Annotated in this window: 19 protein-coding genes and 1 tRNA gene; 5 read left to right on the top strand and 15 right to left on the bottom strand. The window is 73.6% G+C overall.

Translation table 11 applies throughout. The annotated features are described in order from the left end of the window. Positions 1-200 precede the first annotated feature (200 nt). On the top strand, positions 201-407 hold the full coding sequence (locus ABD358_RS00905; RefSeq protein ID WP_344629047.1) for a hypothetical protein: 207 nt from the start codon (positions 201-203) through the stop codon (positions 405-407). A 176-nt stretch (positions 408-583) separates the two neighbouring features. Here the strand turns inward: ABD358_RS00905 and ABD358_RS00900 are convergent, their stop codons facing one another. From ABD358_RS00900 to ABD358_RS00870, 7 genes are all read right to left on the bottom strand, one after another. Further along, the gene (locus tag ABD358_RS00900; protein ID WP_344628819.1) at positions 584-1,435 is read right to left on the bottom strand and encodes an RNA polymerase sigma factor SigF; all 852 of its coding nucleotides are present in this window, start codon (positions 1,433-1,435) and stop codon (positions 584-586) included. A gap of 202 nt (positions 1,436-1,637) precedes the next feature. Further along, positions 1,638-2,456 carry an RNA polymerase sigma factor SigF gene (locus tag ABD358_RS00895; RefSeq protein ID WP_344628818.1) on the bottom strand — a complete coding sequence of 273 codons (819 nt, stop codon included), beginning with the start codon at positions 2,454-2,456 and terminating at the stop codon, positions 1,638-1,640. Between the two features lie 194 nt (positions 2,457-2,650). Next, positions 2,651-2,836 (bottom strand): hypothetical protein, encoded by a 186-nt coding sequence (locus tag ABD358_RS00890; RefSeq protein WP_344628817.1) that lies wholly within the window; start codon positions 2,834-2,836, stop codon positions 2,651-2,653. A 214-nt stretch (positions 2,837-3,050) separates the two neighbouring features. Further along, a tRNA-Ser gene (locus ABD358_RS00885) sits at positions 3,051-3,137 on the bottom strand. A 10-nt stretch (positions 3,138-3,147) separates the two neighbouring features. Next, complete coding sequence (gene tadA / locus ABD358_RS00880) at positions 3,148-3,645, bottom strand: tRNA adenosine(34) deaminase TadA (protein ID WP_344629046.1); 498 nt, start codon at positions 3,643-3,645, stop codon at positions 3,148-3,150. A 156-nt stretch (positions 3,646-3,801) separates the two neighbouring features. Then, the gene (locus ABD358_RS00875) at positions 3,802-4,344 is read right to left on the bottom strand and encodes a tRNA adenosine deaminase-associated protein (RefSeq protein WP_344628816.1); all 543 of its coding nucleotides are present in this window, start codon (positions 4,342-4,344) and stop codon (positions 3,802-3,804) included. A 129-nt stretch (positions 4,345-4,473) separates the two neighbouring features. Next, positions 4,474-4,788, bottom strand: coding sequence for a hypothetical protein (locus ABD358_RS00870; RefSeq protein WP_344628815.1), 315 nt, complete (start codon positions 4,786-4,788; stop codon positions 4,474-4,476). 95 nt (positions 4,789-4,883) lie between these two features. Between ABD358_RS00870 and upp the strand changes: the two genes are divergently transcribed. Then, positions 4,884-5,519: a uracil phosphoribosyltransferase gene (upp, locus tag ABD358_RS00865; protein ID WP_344628814.1), complete on the top strand. Its 636-nt coding sequence runs from the start codon at positions 4,884-4,886 to the stop codon at positions 5,517-5,519. Between the two features lie 43 nt (positions 5,520-5,562). Here the strand turns inward: upp and ABD358_RS00860 are convergent, their stop codons facing one another. The 4 genes from ABD358_RS00860 to ABD358_RS00845 form a co-directional block, all read right to left on the bottom strand. Next, a complete protein-coding gene (locus tag ABD358_RS00860; protein ID WP_344628813.1) occupies positions 5,563-6,243 on the bottom strand; it encodes a LytR C-terminal domain-containing protein in 681 nt (226 codons plus the stop codon). Between the two features lie 114 nt (positions 6,244-6,357). Next, the gene (locus tag ABD358_RS00855; protein ID WP_031508611.1) at positions 6,358-6,654 is read right to left on the bottom strand and encodes a type II toxin-antitoxin system VapB family antitoxin; all 297 of its coding nucleotides are present in this window, start codon (positions 6,652-6,654) and stop codon (positions 6,358-6,360) included. 257 nt (positions 6,655-6,911) lie between these two features. Further along, on the bottom strand, positions 6,912-8,483 hold the full coding sequence (locus tag ABD358_RS00850; protein ID WP_344628812.1) for a M28 family metallopeptidase: 1,572 nt from the start codon (positions 8,481-8,483) through the stop codon (positions 6,912-6,914). A gap of 321 nt (positions 8,484-8,804) precedes the next feature. Then, positions 8,805-10,052: an FAD-binding protein gene (locus ABD358_RS00845; RefSeq protein ID WP_344628811.1), complete on the bottom strand. Its 1,248-nt coding sequence runs from the start codon at positions 10,050-10,052 to the stop codon at positions 8,805-8,807. Between the two features lie 181 nt (positions 10,053-10,233). Here ABD358_RS00845 and ABD358_RS00840 point away from each other — a divergent pair, with 181 nt between their 5' ends. Then, a complete protein-coding gene (locus ABD358_RS00840; protein WP_344628810.1) occupies positions 10,234-11,067 on the top strand; it encodes a patatin-like phospholipase family protein in 834 nt (277 codons plus the stop codon). A gap of 29 nt (positions 11,068-11,096) precedes the next feature. Here the strand turns inward: ABD358_RS00840 and ABD358_RS00835 are convergent, their stop codons facing one another. Then, a complete protein-coding gene (locus tag ABD358_RS00835) occupies positions 11,097-13,475 on the bottom strand; it encodes a rhamnogalacturonan lyase (protein WP_344628809.1) in 2,379 nt (792 codons plus the stop codon). A gap of 273 nt (positions 13,476-13,748) precedes the next feature. Next, entirely contained in the window at positions 13,749-14,888 is a 1,140-nt protein-coding gene (locus ABD358_RS00830; protein WP_344628808.1) for a glutathione-independent formaldehyde dehydrogenase, read from the bottom strand. Positions 14,889-15,116: 228 nt separating this feature from the next. On the opposite strand from ABD358_RS00830, the gene ABD358_RS00825 reads away from it, so the two are divergent. Next, positions 15,117-15,968 carry a universal stress protein gene (locus ABD358_RS00825; RefSeq protein ID WP_344628807.1) on the top strand — a complete coding sequence of 284 codons (852 nt, stop codon included), beginning with the start codon at positions 15,117-15,119 and terminating at the stop codon, positions 15,966-15,968. Between the two features lie 64 nt (positions 15,969-16,032). Continuing rightward, positions 16,033-17,670 (top strand): cation:proton antiporter, encoded by a 1,638-nt coding sequence (locus tag ABD358_RS00820; RefSeq protein WP_344628806.1) that lies wholly within the window; start codon positions 16,033-16,035, stop codon positions 17,668-17,670. An 80-nt stretch (positions 17,671-17,750) separates the two neighbouring features. On the opposite strand, the gene ABD358_RS00815 is transcribed toward ABD358_RS00820, so the two are convergent. Both ABD358_RS00815 and ABD358_RS00810 read right to left on the bottom strand, forming a co-directional pair. Then, positions 17,751-19,670, bottom strand: coding sequence for an RICIN domain-containing protein (locus tag ABD358_RS00815; protein WP_344628805.1), 1,920 nt, complete (start codon positions 19,668-19,670; stop codon positions 17,751-17,753). 83 nt (positions 19,671-19,753) lie between these two features. Next, positions 19,754-22,342: a beta-glucosidase family protein gene (locus tag ABD358_RS00810; protein WP_344628804.1), complete on the bottom strand. Its 2,589-nt coding sequence runs from the start codon at positions 22,340-22,342 to the stop codon at positions 19,754-19,756. Positions 22,343-22,423: the final 81 nt, after the last annotated feature.

Here is a 22,423-nt window from a genome sequence, read left to right as displayed (position 1 = left end):
CACACCCTGAAAGGATCGTTGCTTAGGGCAAGCATATGTTTCCTTGGGCATGACAAGCAAGTGAAACCGGACGCGGAAGGGCAAACAGTTCACCAAAATCGGATGCGCCGGCGGCGGGGCGGAGGGGAGGGCCGGCCCGGGGATGCGCGGGGGAAGACCGGCGTGACCGGCGGACGCACTGTTCGCTAGGGTCCATGGCCATGGCTCACAACCCCCATGCACCCCAGGGCCCGGCCGGCAACCACGACCCGGCCGGAAGCACCCAGATGTTCCGCGCGTTCGTCGACGAGGAGGGGCCGCGCCCCACGGCCGCGACGTCCTCCTCCGGCCCCAGGATCGGTCTGATCGTCGGGATCGTCGCGGTGGTCGCGGTCATCGCCGCGGTCGCCTGGCTGGCGCTCTCCTGACGGCACCGGAGGCGGGGCGCCCGTACCGGGAGACGAGCACACGGCGAACGAGGCAGCCGCCGGACGGTGTACACCGTCCGGCGGCTGCCTCGTCCCGTGGGTCGTCCGGGATCAGCCGGTGACCCGTCCGTCCTCCGGAGCGCCCGCCGGCCCTCCGCTCTCCGCCGGGCCGCAGGTCACTCCTCCGCGACCAGGCCCTCTCTCAACTGCGCGAGCGTACGGGTGAGCAGCCGGGAGACGTGCATCTGCGAGATGCCGACCCGCTCGCCGATCTGCGACTGCGTCATGTTCCCGAAGAACCGCAGCATGATGATCTGCCGCTCGCGCGGCGGGAGTTTGGCGAGCAGCGGCTTGAGCGACTCGCGGTACTCCACGCCCTCCAGCGCGCTGTCCTCGTACCCCAGCCGGTCCGCCAGGGAGCCCTCGCCGCCCTCCTCCTCGGGGGTGGGGGAGTCCAGCGAGCTGGCCGTGTAGGCGTTGCCCACGGCGAGCCCGTCCACCACGTCCTCCTCGGACACCCCCAGACAGGCGGCCAGTTCGGCCACGGTCGGGGAGCGGTCGAGCTTCTGCGACAGTTCGTCGCCGGCCTTGGTGAGCGCCAGCCGCAGCTCCTGGAGCCGCCGGGGGACGCGCACGGACCAGGAGGTGTCCCGGAAGAAGCGCTTGATCTCGCCGACGACGGTCGGCATCGCGAAGGTGGGGAACTCCACCCCGCGCTCGCAGTCGAAGCGGTCGATGGCCTTGATGAGGCCGATGGTGCCGACCTGGACGATGTCCTCCATCGGCTCGTTGCGGCTGCGGAACCGGGCCGCCGCGTAACGCACCAGAGGGAGGTTCAGCTCGATGAGGGTGTCTCGGACGTAGGCGCGTTCCGGGCTGTCCTCGTCGAGGGAGGCGAGCCGCTGGAACAGGGAGCGGGAGAGGGTGCGGGTGTCGATGGCGTCGCAGTCTGAGGGAACGTACGGTGCGTCGTCGGCCTTGGGCTCGGGCTCGGCGAGCACCTTCGAGCTGCCCAGTTCTACGGACATGCCACCCCCTTGAGGTCGCGGACGGGTCGCGGCGGCACCCTCGGACCCGAGGGAAGCACCTCTCGGTGGATACCGGCGGCGCCGTCGCGGCAAACGCACTTCTCGCAGAATGTCACAAGGAGGCAACACGACGTAGCCCCATGTCGATAAAACCGCACAGCTCGCGATGGTGGTGCGCCTGAAAGAGTGTCACTCGCCGGGGTTACGAGTCGATGGGGTTTGCGGCACGCAGTCGGGCGAAGCTCCGTGACAGCAACCGGGAGACGTGCATCTGGGAGACGCCCAGCTCCGCGCTGATCTGCGACTGGGTGAGGTTCCGGTAGTACCGCAGCAGCAGGATGCGCTGCTCCCTCTCGGGGAGCTGGACCAGCAGGTGCCGTACGAGGTCGCGGTGCTCGACGCCGTCCAGCGCCGGGTCCTCGTAGCCGAGCCGGTCGATCAGGCCGGGCAGGCCGTCCTCCCGCTCCTGGGCGGCCTCCAGTGAGGTGGCGCGGTAGGCGCGGCCGGCCTCCAGGCAGGCGAGGACGTCCTCCTCGCTGATCCGCAGCCGCTCGGCGATCTCGGCGGTGGTGGGCGAGCGGCCGTGGAGCACGGTCAGGTCCTCGGTCGCACCGCTGACCTGCACCCACATCTCGTGCAGCCGGCGCGGGACGTGCACGGTGCGGACGTTGTCGCGGAAGTAGCGCCGGATCTCGCCGATGATCGTCGGCATCGCGAAGGTGGGGAACTGCACCCCCCGGCCGGGGTCGAAGCGGTCGATCGCGTTGATCAGGCCGATGGTGCCGACCTGGACGATGTCCTCCATCGGCTCGTTGCGGCTGCGGAACCGCGCGGCGACGTAGCGGACGAGGGGGATGTTGGCCTCGATGAGGGCCCCGCGCACCCGTTCGTACTCGGGACTGCCGGACTCCAGGCCGGACAGCCGCTCGAAGAGCACCTGGGTCAGGGCACGGGTCTCCGCACTCCGACGGCTGGGGGCTGCCCCGGTGGGGGGCTGGGGAAGGGTCTGCGTGGCCGCCACCGTTCGTCCAACCCCTTCGTGGTCGAGACTCGTCCGGCAAAAGCGGTCATAGCATCACAAGTTATATGCACCGTGCGCAAGCACATGGGGCCCCGTGTTGTTGCGGGCAGGTAGGTGGCCGACGCCCGTCCGGGGGGCGGCGGGCGTCCGGCACCGGCGGCCTCCGCGGAGGGGCGGGCGTTCGTGGGGAGGGCTCAGTTCACCAGTTCGGTCATGAAGGCGCCGACGCCCTTCGCGGCGCTGGATATGCCCTCGAAGCCGACGCCCACGAGTTCGGCGGAACGCTCGGGGGAGGTGATGATCGTGTACAGGATGAAGACGAGGAGGGTGTAGAGCGCGACCTTCTTGACGTCCACGTAGTCCTGCCTCTCCCCGCACATTCCCGAACAAGACCGTTCACGCGGTCGCGAGAGTCTATCCGGAGCGGTCCGGCGGTCCCAGGGGTTCGGCGAGGGCCCGGGGCCGTGCCGGGGCCGGGACGCGGACGGGGCGGGCGCACGGGCACCGGAGACGGGCGGAGGGGCGGGACGGGGCGGAGGACGACCAAGGGCCCCCTCGATCACTCTCGATCACGAGGAGGCCCTTCGTCCGCTGCGGTAGCGGTGGGATTTGAACCCACGGTGGAGTTGCCCCCACACTCGCTTTCGAGGCGAGCTCCTTCGGCCGCTCGGACACGCTACCGGGAGGAAGCTTAGCCCACGGGAGGGCGTGCTCCGAAATCGATATGCGGCCGGGGGGCGTCCCGGCCCGCGGAAGGCCGCCGGGGCGTGCGGAAGAAGTCCGTCAGGAGCTCCCCGCACTCCCGTGCCAGCACCCCGGAGATCACCTCGGGACGGTGGTTCAGCCGGCGGTCCCGTACGACGTCCCAGAGCGAGCCGGCCGCGCCCGCCTTCTCGTCCACCGCCCCGTACACCACCCGCTCCAGGCGGGACAGCACGATCGCGCCCGCGCACATCGTGCACGGCTCCAGCGTCACCACCAGCGTGCACCCGGAGAGCCGCCACTCCCCGACGGCGCGGGCCGCCTCGCGGATCGCGACGACCTCCGCGTGCGCCGTCGGGTCCCCGGTCGCCTCGCGCTCGTTCCGGCCACGGCCCAGGACCGCGCCGTCCGGACCGAGGACGACCGCGCCGACGGGGACGTCGCCGGTCTCCGGGGCCCGTGCGGCCTCCCCCAGGGCACGTCGCATCGCCGCCCGCCACGGGTCGCGCAGCGGGTCGGTCCGTTCGTTCTCGCCGGCTCGCCGGGCCCGCCCGGCCTGTCCGGTCTGCTCGGTCTGCCCGGCGGACGGTGACTCGTTCATGGGGCCAGTCTCCCCGCCCGCCGGCACGTCCCGCCGCACGGGTTACCGCACGGCCTCCAGCATGTCCGTGCAGCCGAGCGCCTCGGCGATCTCGCTCAGCGCGTCCTCCGGGGTCAGCGAGAGCAGCGCCTTCTCGTCCAGGCCGAAGTCGGCCAGCAGCCCGGCGTCGCCGACCGGCCCCGCCGGCAGCGCGTCGCCGCCGGCCACGCCGTCCTCGTCCTCCTCGTCGTCGTCCGGAACCGGCTCGCCGTCCTCCGTGCCGTCGAGGTCCACGAGCAGGTCGAGGTCCTTCCCGTCGTCCGGCTCCCGGCCGAGGAGCTCGTCGGTGAGCAGGATCTCCCCGTACGAGTTGCGCGCGGCCGCGGCGGCGTCCGAGACGAAGATGCGAGGGTCGTCCTCGCCCTCCACGCGGACGACGCCGAACCAGGCGCCCTCCTGCTCGATGCAGACCAGGACCGGCTCGTCGTCCTCCGCGGCCTCCCGGGCCAGGTCGGCGAGGTCGGTCAGGGTCTCGACCTCGTCGAGTTCCGTGTCGCTCGCTTCCCACCCGTCTTCGGTGCGCGCGAGCAGTGCGGCGAAGTACACCGTGACTCTCCCACTGGTTTCAGGTGCCCGAGTGCTGACGGGACCACGCCCCGCCCAAGCGGAATCGTGGCAGAAACCGGCGCTCGGCGAGAGGTCTTCGGCTGTGCGTCGTGCGGGTGTTGCGGCGGACTACCAGCGGAATGTCCTCATTCGCATGGCCTGCCGCATGCGCGCGGCGCGGGCGCGGCGTGGCTGGACCCGTTCGCGCAGCGCTTTCGCCTCGTTCAGTTCGCGCAGGAAGACCGCCCGGCGGCGGCGCCGGTCCATGTCGCTCTCGGCGTCCCCGGAATCCCCGGCACTTCCGGCACTCCCGGCCTCTCCGGACTCGTCGTACTGCTCCGGGGACTCGCGGCGCCCGCGGGCCGGGCGTTTCCGCCTCTCCCGGCGTATGGACGTCCGACGGGGGTCGGGGCTGTCGTCGTGCTGGTCCCTCGGTTCGGGCATGCGGCCACACCTCCGGTCTTACCTGTCCACTGTCCCCCGAAAAGACGCCGGTACGCCAGTGCGGGCCCGATGCCGGCCTCGGATACTGTCGTGACATGCGGATTCACGTCGTCGACCACCCGCTGGTGGCGCACAAACTCACCACGCTGCGCGACGAGCGCACCGACTCCCCGACCTTCCGGCGGCTCGCCGACGAGCTGGTGACCCTGCTCGCCTACGAGGCCACCCGGGACGTGCGCATCGAGCCGGTGGACATCACCACCCCGGTGACGGCGACGACGGGCGTCCGGCTCTCCCACCCGCGTCCGCTGGTGGTGCCGATCCTGCGGGCCGGGCTGGGCATGCTCGACGGGATGGTGCGGCTGCTGCCGACCGCGGAGGTCGGGTTCCTCGGGATGATCCGCGACGAGCGGACGCTCCAGGCGTCCACCTACGCCACCCGGATGCCGGACGACCTCTCCGGACGCCAGGTGTACGTCCTGGACCCGATGCTGGCCACCGGGGGCACGCTGGTGGCGGCGATCAGGGAGCTGATCCGGCGCGGCGCCGACGACGTCACGGCGCTCTGCCTGCTGGCGGCGCCCGAGGGCGTGGAGCTGATGGAGCGCGAGCTGGAGGGCAGGCCGGTCACCGTGGTGACCGCCTCGGTCGACGAGCGGCTCAACGAGGACGGCTACATCGTCCCCGGACTGGGCGACGCGGGCGACCGCATGTACGGGACGGCGGGCTAGACCCGGGGGCGTTCCGGGCCCGGAGCGGGCCCGGAACGCCCGCTCAGCAGCCGGAGGGGGACGGCGAGGGGGACGGACTGGCGAGGGCCGCCATGGCCTCGCGCACGTCCTTCTCCTTCGCCAGGCCCTTGAACGCCTTGCCGATCACCAGGTCGATCTCGCGGCCCTTGCGGTCGACCTCCCTGATCCGCGCCTGGGGGAGTTGGGCGTGCAGGACGTCGAACGCGCCGGTGCGGTGCGCGGCGGGCGGGCCCATCAGCAGCCCGGCCTCCTTCACCTTCTTGTCCAGGGACGCCGGGGCGTTGGCCACCTCGCCGACCTTGAAGCCGCGCTTCTTCAGCGCGTCCGCGGTGTTCTTGGCCAGGCCGCTGCGGGTGGTGGCGTTGTAGACGTTGACCGTGATGGCGGAGGGCTCGGGGAGCGCGCCGGGCGCGGGCTTCCCGGACGGCTTCCCGGAGGCGGCGGGGGCCTTGGCGGACTGCGCCTCCGCCGCGTCGTCGCGCTCGCAGGCCCGTCCCTCGCCGGCCGCGCGCACCGAGGTGCCGCCGCCCGTGAAGACGTCGACGAGCTGGACCGTCCCCCAGGAGAGGACTCCGAGGCCGGCGGTCACCGCGAGGGTGGTGACGACGATCCTGCGGCGCCTGCGCGGGCGGCGCATGCGCGGGTAGCTGTCACCCGTGATGCGGTACTTTCCGCCCATGCCGGGGGGAGTGAGCATGCTCATGGGCGCAGCGTAGTGCGGTAAAGCCGCAATGCCTACTAAATGATCAATGCTCGTCCCGCAGTCCGCCCCGAAAGGGCCAACAGGGCCTCGGGAGGGCCGTGCGGGGCCGCGGCGTCAGTCGAGTTCGAGCACGCGGGCGTGGAGCACCTGCCGCTGCTGGAGGGCCGCCCGTACGGCGCGGTGCAGGCCGTCCTCCAGGTAGAGGTCGCCGTTCCACTTCACGACGTGTGCGAACAGATCGCCGTAGAAGGTGGAGTCCTCGGCGAGGAGGGTCTCCAGGTCGAGCTGTCCCTTGGTGGTGACGAGCTGGTCAAGGCGCACCGGCCGTGGCGCGACATCCGCCCACTGGCGGGTGCTCTCCCGGCCGTGGTCGGGGTACGGCCGCCCGTTTCCGATTCGCTTGAAGATCACACGGAAAGCCTACCGGTCCGGCGCCTCGGGGCGCAGCCTTCCGCCGGCGGACAGGGCCGGAGGCTCCGGCTCCGCGGCGGGCGGAACGCGGGGGAACACCCGGCGGGTGCTCCGGGCGGAAGGGCGCGCGGCGGCGGGCGCCGCGCGCCTCGGGATGCGCCGCGGGCGCCGGAGGTGTGCTCCCCCGGCGCCCGCGGATGCCCTCCGGCCCGTTCGGCCCGTTCGGCCCGTTCGGCGGACCGGGCCTGCCGGACGGGTCAGGAGGTGAGCTCGTGGTCGTGGTCGTGCAGACCGCCGCCGCTGCCCGCCGTGCCCTTCGTGGGCTCGAACGGCACCTCGTCGTCGAGGGAGCCGGTGTCCCAGGCGTACGTGCCGACGGCGTGGGCGATCACGTCGACGTTGATGCCGAGCGCCTTCTCGCTGACGTTGCCCAGGTCGTCGCACTCCAGGTGGTAGCACTCGTCGTACGCGACCCCGGCCCTGCCGCCCCACAGGGCGGCCTCCTCCTCCGACTTGACGCCCTCGGCACCGGTGAAGGTGCCGCCGGAGGGGATGCCGGCCTCGATGAACGGGCCGTAGTCGGAGCGTCCGGTGAAGTCGGTGCCGCGCGGCTCGTGGCCCCGCGACCGCATGAAGGTGTTGATCGCGTGCTCGAGCTGCGCCGATCCCTCGGGGCCCGGTCCGGCGCCGACCCCGTCGGAGTCGTCGCCGTCGTAGACGAACAGGCCGTAGTTCGGCGAGGCGATCATGTCGAAGTTCAGGTAGAGGGCGATCCTGTCGCGCTCGGCCTGGGAGAGGTTCCTGACGTAGTGCTCGGCGCCCTGGAGGCCGAGCTCCTCGGCGGACCACAGGGCGAAGCGCACCTTGTTGGCGTGCTTGCCCTTCCTGTCGGCCTTGGCGAGCTGGAGGGCGGTCTCCAGGATGCCCGCGGAGCCGGAGGCGTTGTCGTTGATGCCGGGGCCGGCGGTGACGGAGTCCAGGTGGGCGCCGAACATCACGACGTTGTCCGGGTCGCCGCCGCGCGTCTCGGCGATGACGTTGGGCGTGGTGCGGGTCTCCTGGAGCTCGCGGATCTCCATGCTGACCGTGACGGTGCCCCGGGCGGCCCTGGCGGCCAGCTCCTCGCCGTCCTCCTTGCTGAGCCCGCCGGTGGGGATGCGGCCCGCGGAGGCGTCGCCGAGGGTGCCGTTGAGCTCCCCGTCGACGTTGTTGTAGACGATGGCGCCCACCGCGCCGGCGTCGGCGGCGGCCGCCTGCTTCTCGGCGAAGGTGCAGCCGCCGCGCTGGATCAGCGCGATCTTCCCGGTGAAGTCGCCGGACGCGAAGTCCTCGGCGGTGCAGCCGGTGGTGCCGTCCGCGTCCACCGGTACGGCCGCGACGGACGCCTCGATGCCGCCCTCGGGGGTGCTCTTGGTGTACGTCATCACCTTGATCGGCACGTCGGCGCGCTCGGGGGTGAGGACGGTCAGCCTCTCCGCGAGGGTCTCGGTGTAGACGAAGTCGAAGTTCTGGTAGGTGACCTCGTAGCCGGCGAGCTTGAGCAGCGTGCCCGCGTACTTGGCGGACCAGGTGTGTCCCTCGGCGCCGGCGGCGCGGTTGCCTTCGTTGAGCTTCGCGATCTGCTGGAACGCCCGCAGGTGTCTCATGGCGCCCTCGGCGCCGGTCTGCCCGACCAGCTTCCTCGCCAGCCGCTCCCCCTGTGCGCCCGGGGCGGGGGTCGCCGCGGCCGGCGCGGCGGACGCGAGGACCAGCAGCGGGGCGGCGAGGGAGGCGGCCGCTGCGGCCGCGGTGAGTCTGCGCTTCCTGCCTCTGCGGAGAGGTGCGTGCACGGGATGTTCCTTCCGGTGCGGACAGCGGGGACGGAGCTGTTCGGCGTGGGGGATTGCGTGTCCGGCCTGCGGACGCGGTGCAAGGGAAGGTAGCGACTCGGCGTGACCTAGGGAATACGGGAGCGGCAACTGGCCCGATTTGGCTCAGGCGATCCCCCCGCACGGGGAGGTCAAACCCCTTCTTTCCGGTAACTCGCGGTCCTGTCAGGGGTGTTCGTCCGGACCGGGGGCGGTGCCCGCCCGCGCCCGCCCGCCCTGTCCCCGGCGCCGCGGTGCGGGGGGCCGGGGTGCCGGGGCCGCCCGGCGTTCCTCCGCCGGCCTCTACCGGGGGAAGTACCGGTCGATCGTCTCGTTGCGGAACACGCCCTCCGGGTCGAACCGGCGCAGCAGGGCGCGGAAGTCCTCCCAGCGGCCGTAGGAGGCGCTCAGCGCCTCCGGCGCCGCGGAGGCCAGCTTCCCCCAGTGGGGGCGCGGGTCGAAGGGCGCCAGCGCCTCCTCGACGCGGAGCAGCACGGGGGCGACGGCGCGGGCGTCGGAGGTCCAGGTGAAGTGGAAGGCGACGCTGTCCCGGCCGTGGGCGGGGCTGAGCCAGTGCGGGTCGGCGGCCACGGTGCGGATCTCGGACACCTGGAGGACGGGGGCCAGCAGCGGCCCGAGCTCCCGCAGCGCTCCGGCGGCCTCGGCGGCCCGTCCGGCGGGCACGAAGTACTCCGACTGGAGCTCGTTCCCGGCGCTGGGCAGGAAACCGGCGCGGAAGTGCGGAAGCCGCTCGTCCCACGGTCCGGGCACGCCCTGCTGCTCGGTGGCGTTGTCCGTGGGCATCCCCTCGATCGGGTGACGCGGTCCGTCGGCGGGACGGGCGCCGGTCCAGGACAGGTCGGGCAGCGGGTCGCCGACCCGGTGCTTGACCCACACCCGCGCCGGGCCGGACCAGTCGGTGAAGACGCTGACGCTGTACGCGGCGCCGAGGATCTCCCCCAGGCCCTCGGCGAGCACCGGCCACGGCAGCCCCTCGTGGACGTACTGCTCGATCTCGAACGCCGGGCACGCCTCCAGGGTGAGGGCGGTGACCACCCCCAGGGCGCCGAGCGAGACCACGGTCCCCTCGAAGTGGCCGTCGGCGCCGCGCGAGACGGTGACCGTCTCCCCGTCCGCGGTGACCAGCTCCACGGACCGTACGGCGGCGGCCAGGCTGCCGCCGGTGCGCCCCGAGCCGTGGGTGCCGGTGGCGTACGCGCCGGCGAGGGTGAAGTGCGGGGTGGACGGCAGGTTCGGCAGGGCCAGTCCGTGCCGCCGCAGCACCGGGGACAGCTCGGCGAACCGGGTGGCGGCGCCGGCCCGGACCGTTCCGTCCGCGGAGTCGGCCTCGACCGTGCGGGGCAGGTCGTCGAGGGATATCAGGTCGCCGGTGGTGTCGGCGATCCGGTTGAAGGAGTGCCCCGAGCCCAGCACCCGGACGCGGTCGCTCCCCGCGACGATCTCCCGGAGGTGCTCGGCCGACGCCGGCCGGTGCAGGGTCCGTGCGGCGAACTCGACGTTCCCCGCCCAGTTGGTCGGCTTGGCGGTCATGGTTCCTCCCTCGGTCCCGGTCCCCCGGTCGTGTGAGCGTACGCCACCGGTGCGGCGGCGCCCGCCGGCCGTCCCCCCAGTGAAACGTGGACCCTTCCCCGTTTGTGGTGCTACCGTTGCGGCGCCAAGCGGGGAATGCTCCCCGTTTCAAGGTTCCGGTGCGGCGGGGAACGGAGGCGGTATGGCGGGCAGGGCCCTGGTACTGGGCGGCGGGGGGTTCACCGGCGGGGCGTGGGAGGTCGGCGTGCTGGCCGGACTGGCCGGCGCCGGCGTGGACCTCACCGATGCCGACCTGGTGGTCGGCACATCGGCGGGCGCGATCATGGGGGCGCGGATCGCGGCCGGGACACCCCTGGAGGAGCTCTACGAGAGCCAGCTGGTCCTCCGCGGGGACGAACCCGCCATCAGGGTTCCGCCCGCCGTGACCCTGCGGTTCCTGTGGGCGATGCTCCTCTCCCGCACCCCGGAGGCGACGGCGCGCCGCCTGGGACGGATGGCGCTCGCCGCCCGGACCGTCCCGCAGGAGGAGGCGCTGGAGGCGGTCGGCGCGCTCATGCCGGTGCGGGAGTGGCCCTCGCGCCCGCTGCACCTGGCCGCCGCGGACGCGCACACCGGCGAGGTGGCGGCCCTCCACTCCGGCAGCGGCGCCGACCTGCTCAGGGCGGTCACCGCCAGCGGCACGCTGCCGGGGGTGTGGCCGCCGGTCGCCATCGGCGGGAGGCGGTGGATCGACGGAGGCGTGCGCTCCACCACCAACGCCGACCTGGCCCGCGGCCACCGGCGGATCGTGATCCTGGCACCCGTCCCGAAGGGGCCGGGCGTGGCCGCCGCCCGGCACGCCGAGGAGCTGAGGGCGGACGGCGCGGAGGTCGCCCTCCTCACCCCGGACGCCGCCGCGCGCCGCGCGTTCGGCCGCGACGCCCTCGACCCGGCGCGCAGAGCGGCCTGCGCGCGTGCGGGACGCGCGCAGGCCGCCGCTCTCGCCGGGGCCGTGGCCGGGGTGTGGCACGGCTGAGCGCCGCACCCCGGCCGTACGGCCGTCCGTCACCGGCGGCCCGGGACGGGCACCTCCGACCAGTCGGTGCCCGCGCCCAGGTGGAAGGACGGGTGGGCGGGCTGGTTGTACGTGGTCTGCTGCCGCGCCACCTCGGCCCGGTACTGGGGGTCGTGCATCAGCGTGTACAGCTTGTGGCCGGTGACCTCGGTGCTGACGTACATCCGCACCGCCGAGCTGTCCGCCGTCCGCACCAGCAGCTCCTCGCGCCAGTCGCCCAGGACGTCGGCGACCAGGGAGGGGTTGCCCTTGGTGCCGTTGTTGGCGCGGGCGCCCTCGGCGGTCAGCAGCCTGCCGCGCCGCCAGTCGTCGACGGTCGGCGCCGTCTCGCCCGTGCCGTTGACGATCTGCGTGGTCAGGTCGCCGGACCAGCGGATGCTCATGTTGGTGCCGGGCGTGGCGTTCCCGAGCCGCTGCCCGTCCGCGCTCCACAGGCCGACGCCGTTGGACGCCCAGGTCTCCAGTCCGGGCCGGGCGGGATCGACGTCGCCGACCATGCCGCGTCCGGTGTCGACACCCGTGTAGCCGCCGTACAGCACCTCGCCGGTCGCGGCGTCGCGCAGCGCGTGGCCGTAGGGCGCCGAGCGGCCGCCCTCGTGGACGGTGAAGACCTCCAGCCCGGGGCGGGCCGGGTCGATGTCGGTGACGTGCATGGCGTCGCCGTGGCCGAGGCGCACGGTCCGCCCGGGCTCCGCGCTTCCGGTCGGGGCCTCGGCGAACGAGCTGTACAGCAGGTCGCCGTCGTCGTCGATGGTGGCCGCGCCGTAGACGATCTCCTGGCGGCCGTCGCCGTCCACGTCCGCCGCGCTGAGCGAGTGGAAGCCCTGGGTGGTGAGGGTGCCGTACTCCGGGTCGGTGCCGTCGACGCCGTGGGGGGAGTCGTCGAAGGGGTTGTCCATCGGCGTCCAGCCGCTGTCGACGGACCAGTCGCGCTTCAGGCGCCTCCCGTCCCAGCGGTAGGCGACGAGGGTGGCGCGCGTGTAGTAGCCGCGGGCGAAGACCGCCGAGGGGTGCTTCCCGTCCAGGTGGGCAACGCCGGACAGGAAGCGGTCGACGCGGTTGCCCGGCTCGATGCGGCTCATGGCGTAGTCGCCCCACATCAGGCCGTCGTCGTGCCGTCCGGGCTCGTAGCGGACGGTCTGGAGCTCGCGGCCGGTGGCGCCGTCGAACACCGTCAGGTACTCGGGGCCGGAGAGGACGAAGCCCTCGAAGGCGCGCAGGTTGTTGCGGGCGCTGCGGCTCGGGGCGTAGACGTCGAGGAAGTGGTCGGCGAGGTCCTCGGCGGCGGCGCGGGAGAGCGGGTACGCGTGGCGCCGCTCGATGCCGAACGCCTCCTCCAGGGTGGCGGGCCACCTGCCCGCCGCCACCTCGGGGTGCTCGTGCCAGCCGAGGAACGTCTCCACGAGGTGCTCCCGGTAGTCCGCGGCGCTCATCCGGTAGTCGTCGCGGTGGGAGTACCCGGCCTTCACGTCCGCGCGCGGCATGGTGACGTACCGCTCGGAGACGACGCGGCCCCGCTCGTCGTAGCGGACGGTCTTCGTGCCGGGCGCGGTCTTGAACATCATCTCCGAGCGGCCGTCGCCGTCGAAGTCGTAGACGAGGAACTGCGTGTAGTGGGCGCCCGCGCGGATGTTGACGCCCAGGTCGACGCGGTGGAGGAGGGTGCCGTCGAGGCGGTAGGTGTCGATGTAGACGTTGCCGGTGTAGCCCACCTGCGAGACGTCCTTGGAGTTGGACGGGTCCCACTTGACGACGTACTCGTACCGCCCGTCGCCGTCGACGTCGCCGACGCTCATGTCGTTGGCGCTGTAGGTGTACGTCTCGCCCGCCGGGGTGACGCCGTCCGCGGGCTTCTTCAGCGGCAGTTCGACGTACGCCTCGGACCGGGGGGTGACGGCGGCGCTGCGGCCGGTCTCCTTCCCGCGGACGACGGCGGCGACACGGTACTCGGCGCCGGCGGGGGCGTCCCGGTCGAGGTAGTTGGTGCTGTCGGTGACGGTGGCGATCCGCTTGCCGTCGCGGTAGACGCGGAAGTCCGCGCCGGCCATGCCGCTGTCGGTGTGGCCGGTGACCTCGTGGCCGAGCAGCCGCCAGCTCAGGAACACGCCCTCGCCGGTGGAGACGGCCACGAGGCCGCGGTCGAGGCGTTCGAGCCGGACGCCGGACGAGGGCTTCCCGCGGTCGCCGCGGGGGAGTCCGTCGTCGGCCTGGGCGGGCGGGGCGCCGAGTGCCAGCAGTCCGGCCAGCGCCGCGGCGGTCAGGGCGGCGGGTCTGCGCCGCCGGGCCGAGGGGGTCCGGCCCCGCGCGGCCGGGGACGCCGTCGGGGGTGCCGGGGATGTCGGGGGTGTCGGGGGTGTCGGGGGTGTCACGGTGCGGCCCTTCTCCCGTCCCGGCCCGTGCCCGGAGGCCGGGGCGGTGGGTTGATACGTTTCAATCGATCGTTTCAAAGAGCGGGCGCGACAGTAGGCCCACGGGGGTGCCCCGTCAATACTTCGCGTCATGAGTCCCCGGTGACCAGGGAAGAAAGCGTTCCGTTTCTCCCGCGCCCCCCGCCGGCAGCGGCGGACGCGTCCGGCCGGACGCGCGGGGCGGCCGTGCCCCCGCGCCCCACCGGGCGCGGGGGTGCCGGACGCTCGGGCGCGTCAGGCCATCTGGGGCTTGAGCAGGACCTTCGTCCAGCCGTTGTCCCGCTTGTCGAAGTGCTCGTAGGCCTCGGGGGCCTCGGTCAGCGGGAGCCGGTGGGAGACCACGAAGCTGGGGTTGGCCCGCCCTGCGATGATCATGTCGCGCAGCTGGCGGTTGTACGCCTTGACGTTCGCCTGGCCGGTGCCCATGCGCAGGCCCTTCTCGAAGAACCGGCCGATCTTGAAGAGCAGTTCGCCCTTCTTGGCGCTGTCGCTGGGGCCGCCGGGGTCCGAGGGGACGTACAGGCCGACGACGCCGAGCATCCCGGTGGGGCGCACGGACTCGACCAGGGTGTTGAGCACCATCGCCGGCTGCTCCTCGCCCTCGGCCACCGTGGCCTGGTAGCCCACGGCGTCGATGCCCTTGTCGGTGCCCTCGCCGTCCGTCTGCTCCTTGATCTGCCCGGCGGCGTCGCCCTTGCTGTAGTCGATCGGGACCGCGCCGATCTCGTGCGCGACGCGCAGGCGGTCCGGCTGCCGGTCGACGACGAAGACGCGGGACGCGCCGCGCAGCATCGCGGAGTAGGCCGCCATCAGTCCGACCGGCCCGGCGCCGAACACGCACACGCTCTCGCCGGGGGACACCTGCGCCAGCTCCGTGGCGTGGTAGCCGGTGGGGAAGATGTCGGCCAGCAGCGCGAAGTCGTCCTCGTGCTCCTCGCCCGGGGGCAGCTTCAGGCAGTTGAAGTCGGCGAACGGCACCCGCAGGTACTGCGCCTGACCGCCGGTGAACGGCCCCATCGACACGTAGCCGTAGGCGCCGCCCGCGAAGCCCTCGTTGACGGTCAGGCAGAAGCCGGTCCTCCCGGCCAGGCAGTTCTTGCAGAAGCCGCAGGCCACGTTGAACGGGAGGACGACCCGGTCCCCCTTGTGGACGGAGGTGACGCCCGGACCGGTCTCCTCCACGATGCCCATGTTCTCGTGGCCGAAGACGATCCCCGGCTCGGCTCCGGTGCGTCCCTCGTACATGTGCAGGTCGGAGCCGCAGATCGCCGATGTGGTGATCTTGATGATCACGTCGGTGGGCTGCTCGATCCGGGGGTCGGGGACCTCCTCCACGGCCACCTTGAACGGTTCCTTGTAGACGACGGCTTTCACTGGTGCCTCCCTGGGTGGGGTGCGGCATCCGGGCTCTCCGCGGTGCGCGGCGGAGGTCGCACGCCGGGACATGTGCCGCACATTTCAGGGCATAAGGGATGTTCCGCTGGTCGGGTGTGCGGGTGTCCGGGCGGTGGGGAGCGAAACCTCCGCCGGGTCCATGACGCTGTGGACTTCCGGAAAAGCCACTAATCTGACATTCAAGACCATGGACCGGGGGTGATACCGGTGTACTCAGTGCCACCCCGGCGCGTACTGGCGGCCACCGACCTCTCCGAGTACGCGGGGCAGGCCGTCGGCCGTGCCGCCGCGCTCGCCGCCTCCCACGGCGCGCGGGTCAGGGTGGTGCACGTCCTCCCGCCGGGCATCGACCCCGAGCTGGCGGAGTTCGCCGGAGAGCTGCTGCGCTCCCAGGCCGGACGGTACGCGGAGGACTCCGGGGAGGGCGTCGAGACCGGGCTGCGCTCCGGCCGGCCCGGCGCCGCCCTCCTGGACGAGGCGCGGGAGGCGGACGCGGACCTGCTGGTGGCGGGCGCCCACGGCGCGCACCTGCGGCCCGGCGCCCCCATCGGCGGCACCCCGGAGAACCTGGTGCGGGCGAGCCGGATCCCGGTCCTGATCGTCAGGAGACCCGCCGGGGCCCCGTACCGCAGGGTCCTGCTCGCCGTAGACGACTCGGAGGTCTCCCTGGCGGCGGCCCGCGCCGGCACCGCGCTGACCCCCTCGGCGGAGCACCTCGCACTGCGCGTGAGCATCGTGCTCGGCGAACGCCTGATGCTCCAGCAGGGCGTGGACGACGCCGGGCTGGAGCAGCTGCGGCGCGCGGTCACCGAGCAGGACCGGCCGGGCGTCGAACGGCTGGCGGACGCCCTCGCACCGCGGCCGGACCGCGTCCTGGTCGTGCCGGGACGCGCGCAGGACACCGTCCCGGAACAGGCCGGGAACCTGGACGCCGACCTGGTCGTGGTCGGCACGGGGACGCGCTCCGGCCTCGGCTACGCCCTCCTCGGCAGCGTCGCCCAGCACGTGATGGCCTGGGCGCCGTGCGACGTGCTCGTCGTCCCGGACGCCGAGCGGTGACCGCCGTCCGCCGCGGACGCCGGCACCGCCCCGCGCCCGCCCTCACCGTGATCGAGCGGATGCCATGCAAGCGCACGACTTCTCCCTCGTCGCCGCGGTCCTCGCCGTCTCCGCCGCGGTGGGGCTGCTGGCCGTCAAACTGCGCCAGCCGCTGATCGTCGCCTTCATCGGCGTCGGCATCCTCGTCGGCCCGGCGGGCACCGGCTGGGTGGAGTCGGAGGGCACCGTCGAACTGCTCGCCCGGCTGGGCATCGCGGTGCTGCTGTTCCTGGTGGGACTGCGGCTGGACCTCCACCTGGTCCGCACCACCGGGCCGGTGGCGCTGGCCACCGGCCTCGGCCAGGTGCTGTTCACCTCGGTGATCGGCTACCTGATCGCCCTCGCGCTGGGCATGGACACCGTGACGGCGCTCTACGTCGCGGTCGCGCTCACCTTCTCCTCCACGATCATCATCGTGAAGCTGCTCTCCGACAAACGCGAACTGGAGCAGCTCCACGGCCGCATCGCGGTGGGCTACCTGATCGTCCAGGACATCGCCGTGGTGCTGGTGATGATCGGGCTGACCGCGTTCGGCCGGCGCACCGGGGGCACCGGAGGCGGCATGGCGGCGGAGATGGCGCTGGTCGTCGCCAAGGGGCTGGGGCTGCTGGCCGGGATCGCCCTGCTGATGCGCCACGTCCTGCCCGGCCTGCTCCACCACGTCGCCCGGTCCCAGGAGCTGCTGCTGCTCTTCGGCGTGGCGTACGCCGTGTCGGTGGCCGCGCTGAGCGAGTGGCTGGGCTTCAGCTCCGAGGTCGGGGCGTTCCTGGCGGGCGTCTCCCTGGCGACCACCCCCTACCGCGACGCCATGGGGGCCCGGCTGGTCAGCCTGCGCGACTTCCTCCTGCTGTTCTTCTTCCTGGAACTGGGCGCGGGACTGGAGTTCTCCGACGCCGGCGCGCAGATCGCCGAGGCGCTGGTGTTCTCCGCGTTCGTGCTGGCGGGCAAGCCGCTGATCGTCGTCGCCGTCATGACCGCCATGCGCTACCCGGTGCGGGTGGGATTCCTGACCGGGATCACGGCCGCCCAGATCTCGGAGTTCTCCCTCATCCTCGCCGCCCTCGGACACAGCCTCGGCCACATCACCGCCGCCGCCGTCAGCCTGATCACCGTGGTCGGGCTGGTCACCATCGGCGGCTCCACCTACCTGGTGCTCGACTCCCACCGGCTGTACCGGTCCCTGGAACGCGGTCTGGCCAGGTTCGAGCGGGGCCGCGGCCACCGGCCGGAACTCTCCGACGACCACCGGGACGTCGACGTCATCCTGTACGGACTGGGCCGGTTCGGCGGCCCCCTGGCCGACCGGCTCGGCGAGGCGGGGCACCGGGTGCTGGCGGTGGACTTCGACCCGCACCGCGTGCGGCGCAACGACCGGTACGGGGTGACCGCCGTCTACGGCAGCGCCGAGGACGTGCACTTCCTGGAGGCGCTGCCGCTGGGCCGGGCCCGCTGCGTGATCAGCACCATCTCCCTGCCGGAGACCAACAGGGCCCTGCTGCACGGCCTGCGGCACCACGAGTACCGGGGGGTGATCGCGCTCACCGCCCACACCCGGCGCACCGCCAGGCAGTTGCGGTCCGAGGGGGTGGACCTGGTCATCGAGCCCTTCGGCTCCGCCGCGTCGGCGGTGACGGAGTCCCTGGAGGACCTGCTGCGCCGGTGACGGCGGAGGCCGCCGGGTCCGGCCGCGCGCCGGCGGCCGGACCCGGGACGGAGGGGCCTGGGGATCCGGGATCAGAGGGATCAGAGGGGGACGGCCGCCAGGCGGAAGGACTGGGCCGCCGAGCCGTTGCACGTCCGCTGGGACAGGCCGGCGCCGTCCGCGGTGGAGCCGCCCTCGACGGTGAGGCACCTGCCGCTGTGCCGGGCGATGAACCGGTAGGCGCCGGCGCCCACCGGCTCCGCGCTCCAGTGCTGGTTGGCGCCGCCCGTGTCGCTCCACAGGTGGACCCGGGTGCCGTCGGCGGTCGCCCCGGTGCCCCCGTCGACGTCCCACACCCTGGAGTTGTGCCGGTTGACCGCCTGGAGGCGGCCGTCGCCGACGGGCCGCAGCCGCCAGTTCTGGTTGGCCTGGCCGGGGGCGCCGCACGTCCACTGCTGGAGCCGGGTGCCGTCGGCCGTGCCCCAGTCCGCCGCGTCCAGGCAGCGGCCGCTGCCCGTGTTGACCACCTGGTACCAGCGGTCCGGGTCGATGCCGTCGATGGGCGGCGGGGTGGCGCCGTCGCCCCAGACGAAGGTGGCCACGGCGCCGGCGGGCAGTTCGTGGGAGAGCGAGCGCCCGTTCTCGGTGATCGAGAACCGTTGGGCGGAGGAGGCGGTGTTCACCACGTACGCGGCCCGCGAGCCGTCGGGGTTGCGGAAGACGACGTTCTGCACGCCGCCCGGTCCCTGGCTGGTGGAGCCGATGCGGACGGCCCCGGGCTCGACGAACTTCGTGACGTGGCCGAGGACGTAGTACTCGGCGCCCCGGGTCACGCGGTCGCCCGCGATCTCCACCACGCCGTTGCACCGGGTGCCGCAGTGGCCCTGGTGGGGGCCGCCGTTCGCGTCGAGGGCGAGGTTCCAGGTGATCACGGTCTCGCCGCCGTTGCGCATGTTGCGGACGACGAGGTTCTCCGCGTGCCAGCGGAGGGTGTCGGCGAAGGTCGCGGCGGGGTCGGCGCTGTCCGTGCCGGAGCACTCGGTGAAGAAGACACGCTTGCCCGCCCGGCGGATCCGGTCCTGCGCCTCGGGGGCGCCGCCGTAGCAGTGGAAGGCGGCGCCGATGACCCGGTCGATGCCGCGGGTGGCGTCGAGGACCTCCAGCGGGTAGTCGGGACGGTCCCAGTTGTGGTCGTGGGCGAGGACGTTGACGGGCAGGCCCGCGGCGGTCAGGGCACGGTCCAGGACCTTCAGGAACGCGGCCTGCTCGGCCGCGCTCATGCTCATGGACGGGTAGGTGGTGGCGAACAGGGGCTCGTTCTGCACCGTCAGGTCGGTGAGGGTGATGCCCTGCCGCCCGTACGCGCGGACGGCCTTGACCAGGTAGTCGGCGTAGTCCTGGTGGTGCTCGGGCTTCAGGCTGCCGCCGTTCAGCGATCCGCCGGTCTTCATCCACGCGGGCGGCGACCAGGGGGAGCCCATGAAGCGGATGTCCGGGTTGATCGAGACGGCCTGCTTCAGGACGGGGACGATCTCCGGCAGGTCGCGGGCGATGGTGAAGTCCCCGCGCGTGTCCTCGTAGGTGGAGTGGCTCGCGTCGGCGTCGAAGTCGGTGCTGCCGAGCGGCTGGCGCAGGTAGTTGAGGCCGATACCGCTCTCCTCGGAGAACAGCGACTCCATCAGGGAGTCCCGCCGCTCCCGGGGGAGCCGCCGGATCAGGTGCGCGGACGCCTCGGTGACGGAGGCGCCGGCCCCGGTGAACCGCTGCGCGGTGCTGCCCGCGTCGACGCGGATGTCGACCGGCTGCGGTGCGGAGGTGAAGGGGACGGCGCCGCCGTCCGCCAGTTTCCTGCCGCCGTCGGGGGTGGTGATCCACACCCGCGCGGTGGGGTCGGCAGCCCGCGCGGTGTCGGTGCCGGCGGCCGTCAGGCCGCCGCCGGCGAGGAGCAGGGCGCCGAGCGCCGCGAGGGCGGCCCGGCGGACCGGATGCCCGGACGCGCCTCTTCGGAGGGTGAGTGCCATCGGTGCGGCTCCTTCCGTGGGGGGATGTGGGGGGATGCGGGGGTGCGTGGGGGCGTGCGGGGAGGGGTGCGGCGGCCCCCGGTTCAGGCGCCCGTCCCGGCGCCGGCCTCGACGTCGGCGGAGAGCCGCAGGTCGCGGCTGGACCGCCCGACGCGCAGCCGGTACCGGCCGGGCGGGACCTTCCAGCCGCCCGAGCCCGGGTCCCAGACGCGGAAGGCGCGCGCGGGGACGTCCACGTCGGCCCGGACGCGCTCGCCGGCAGCGGCCCGGACGGTGGTGAACCCGGCGAGCGTGCGCGGGGGGCGCTCGGGACCGTCCGGGGGAGCCTCCAGATAGACCTGGACGGTCTCCCGCCCCCCGCGGGGGCCGGTGTTGACCAGCTCCACCGTCACCCTGAACCCGCCGGTCCCCTCCCGTTCCGCGGGGACGGCGCGGGCGGACTCGTAGGCCCAGGTCGTCCAGCCCAGGCCGTGCCCGAAGGGGAAGGCGGGCGTCAGGCCGGCCCGGTCCCAGGCGCGGTGCCCGATGTGGACGCCCTCGGTGTAGTCCACGGTCCCGTCGGCCGGCAGGGCGTCGGGCACCGGCACGTCCTCGGCGCGGGCCGGCAGGGTCCACGGGAGGCGTCCGGCGGGCTCGGCGCGGCCCAGCAGCACGTCGGCCAGCGCGTGTCCGGCCTCCTGGCCCGGCAGCCAGGCCCACAGCAGCGCGGGCACCTCGCCGGCCCAGGGCAGCAGGACGGGCGCGCCCGCGTTGACCACCACGACGGTCCGGGGGTTGGCGGCGGCCACCCGCCGCACCAACTCGTCCTGCGGCGCGGGCAGTTCCAGACCGGTGCGGTCCCAGCCCTCCGACTCGACCTCCTCGTTGGTGCCCACCACCACGACGGCGACGTCGGCCCGCCGGGCCGCGGCGACCGCCTCGGCGATCTCCTCCTCCGGCGAGGGCCCCGGCGGACGCAGGCGCAGGTGGGCGGTGACGAAGCGGCCGTACCCGTCGGCGTCCACGACGGTCAGGTCGGCGGTCACCTCCACGCGGCGCGGCCCGGTCCCGTCGACGGTCAGGTCGACGCCGTGGGTGCGGGGGTGGTTGTGGCTGGAGTCCAGGACCAGGCCGACGCCCCGGTCGTCGTCCCCCCGGAAGACCGTCCCGCCGTCCACGTCCACCCGGAACCGGCCCACGCAGCCGAACTCCAGGTGGTGGGTGCCGGGTTCGTCCAGGGTGAGGACGGTGCGCAGCACGACCCGGTGGGTGGCGGACGGGAAGTCCCCGTAGCCGCCCCAGTCCCCGGTGGCGCGGACCTCCCCGCCGAGCCGCCGCCCGTCGGCGTCCAGGTGGTCCGCGCGGACGCCCGGTCCGCCGCCGTCGGGGTCGGTGAGGAGGGAGGCGGGGACGAAGGGCGGCCTGCGGCGGGAATCGCCGCCGCGGTGCACGGTGAGCCGTACGCGTTCGGGCAGCGCCGCGCGCAGTCCCTCGGCGAAGGAGACGGTGCGGACGGCCGGGACGAAGGCGCTGCCGCCGCCCTGGAGGTAGGGGTCCACGGCGTTCGGGCCGATCAGGGCGACACCGGCGGTGCCGCCGAGGGCGTCCGGGTCCAGCGGCAGCAGTCCGGCCTCGTCGCGGAGCAGGACGGTGCCGTGCGCGGCGATCTCCCGCAGCAGGGCGAACTCCTCCCCGGACGGCCCGTCCCCGACTCCGGTCCCGTCCCCGGCCCCGGTCCCGCGCGCCGGGAGCGGCGGCGGGGGCGTGCCGGGCTCCCACGGGTCGCCGAGCCGTCCGGTGCGCCGGGCCAGCCGCAGCAGTCGCAGCACCTTGTCGTCCACGAGTTCCGCGGGCACCTCGCCGGCGCGCACCGCCGCCGTGAGCGCCGCGCCCCACGGACCGTCGGGGCCCGGCATCACCAGGTCGAGGCCGCCGACGGCGGACGCGACGGTGGAACGGGTGGCCGCCCAGTCGCTGACCACCGGGCCGTCGAAGCCCCACTCCTCCTTGAGGACCCCGCGCAGCAGCCGCCGGTGCTCGGTCATCGGGGCCGACTCGGTGCCGTCGTCCGTGCCCGAGTAGGCCGCCATGACGCTCCACGGGCCGGCCTCGGCGACGACCTGCTCGAAGGGGGCCAGGTAGACCTCCCGCAGGGTGCGCTCGTCGATCCGGGAGCGGTAGCGGGTGCGGTCGGTCTCCGAGTCGTTGGCCACGAAGTGCTTCGGGCACGCCGCCACCCCGGCGTCCTGGAGACCGCGGACGACGGCGGCGGCGAGGACGGCGGTGAGCAGGGGGTCCTCGGAGAAGTACTCGAAGTGCCGCCCGGCCACGGGGGTGCGCTGGAGGTTCAGCAGCGGGGCCAGCACCACGTCGACGCCCTTGCGGCGGGCCTCGGCGGCGAAGAGCCGCCCCAGCCGCTCGGCCGCCTCCGGGTCCCAGGTCGCGCCCACGGCGCTGGGGGCGGGGGCGAGCAGCCCGGTGGCGCCGGGGTCCTCGCCGGTGCCGCGCACGCCCTGCGGGCCGTCCGACATCACCACCGGGCGCAGCCCGAGCCGGGGTTCGCAGGGCAGCTCCCACAGGGACGCCCCGGTCAGCAGCCGGACCTTGGACTCCAGGTCCAGGGCCCGTATCCGCCGCCGCAGCCCGGCGTCGTCCGCGGGCCGGCCGGGGGCGGGAGGGGAGAGGGGGTTCATACGCGTCCTTCCGGGCCTTCGACGAGGCGTGAAGCGGGCGGAACGGGAGGCGGAACGGGAGCATGAAAGCACACTTACCGA

The organism is Streptomyces glaucosporus (genome assembly GCF_039533345.1).
In the GTDB taxonomy this organism is placed as follows: domain Bacteria; phylum Actinomycetota; class Actinomycetes; order Streptomycetales; family Streptomycetaceae; genus Streptomyces; species Streptomyces glaucosporus.
The sequence above is the reverse complement of the archived record's forward strand: the minus strand, read 5'-3'. Positions and strand labels throughout refer to the sequence as shown.

Bases quoted from the DNA above. Each gene is read 5' to 3' on its own strand.
- ABD358_RS00905 (WP_344629047.1), top strand. From the start codon at position 201: ATGGCTCACAACCCCCATGCACCCCAGGGCCCGGCCGGCAACCACGAC.
- ABD358_RS00900 (WP_344628819.1), bottom strand. From the start codon at position 1,435: ATGTCCGTAGAACTGGGCAGCTCGAAGGTGCTCGCCGAGCCCGAGCCC.
- ABD358_RS00890 (WP_344628817.1), bottom strand. From the start codon at position 2,836: ATGTGCGGGGAGAGGCAGGACTACGTGGACGTCAAGAAGGTCGCGCTC.
- tadA (WP_344629046.1), bottom strand. From the start codon at position 3,645: ATGCGACGTGCCCTGGGGGAGGCCGCACGGGCCCCGGAGACCGGCGAC.
- ABD358_RS00870 (WP_344628815.1), bottom strand. From the start codon at position 4,788: ATGCCCGAACCGAGGGACCAGCACGACGACAGCCCCGACCCCCGTCGG.
- upp (WP_344628814.1), top strand. From the start codon at position 4,884: ATGCGGATTCACGTCGTCGACCACCCGCTGGTGGCGCACAAACTCACC.
- ABD358_RS00860 (WP_344628813.1), bottom strand. From the start codon at position 6,243: ATGAGCATGCTCACTCCCCCCGGCATGGGCGGAAAGTACCGCATCACG.
- ABD358_RS00845 (WP_344628811.1), bottom strand. From the start codon at position 10,052: ATGACCGCCAAGCCGACCAACTGGGCGGGGAACGTCGAGTTCGCCGCA.
- ABD358_RS00840 (WP_344628810.1), top strand. From the start codon at position 10,234: ATGGCGGGCAGGGCCCTGGTACTGGGCGGCGGGGGGTTCACCGGCGGG.
- ABD358_RS00820 (WP_344628806.1), top strand. From the start codon at position 16,033: ATGCAAGCGCACGACTTCTCCCTCGTCGCCGCGGTCCTCGCCGTCTCC.
- ABD358_RS00815 (WP_344628805.1), bottom strand. From the start codon at position 19,670: ATGGCACTCACCCTCCGAAGAGGCGCGTCCGGGCATCCGGTCCGCCGG.
- ABD358_RS00810 (WP_344628804.1), bottom strand. From the start codon at position 22,342: ATGAACCCCCTCTCCCCTCCCGCCCCCGGCCGGCCCGCGGACGACGCC.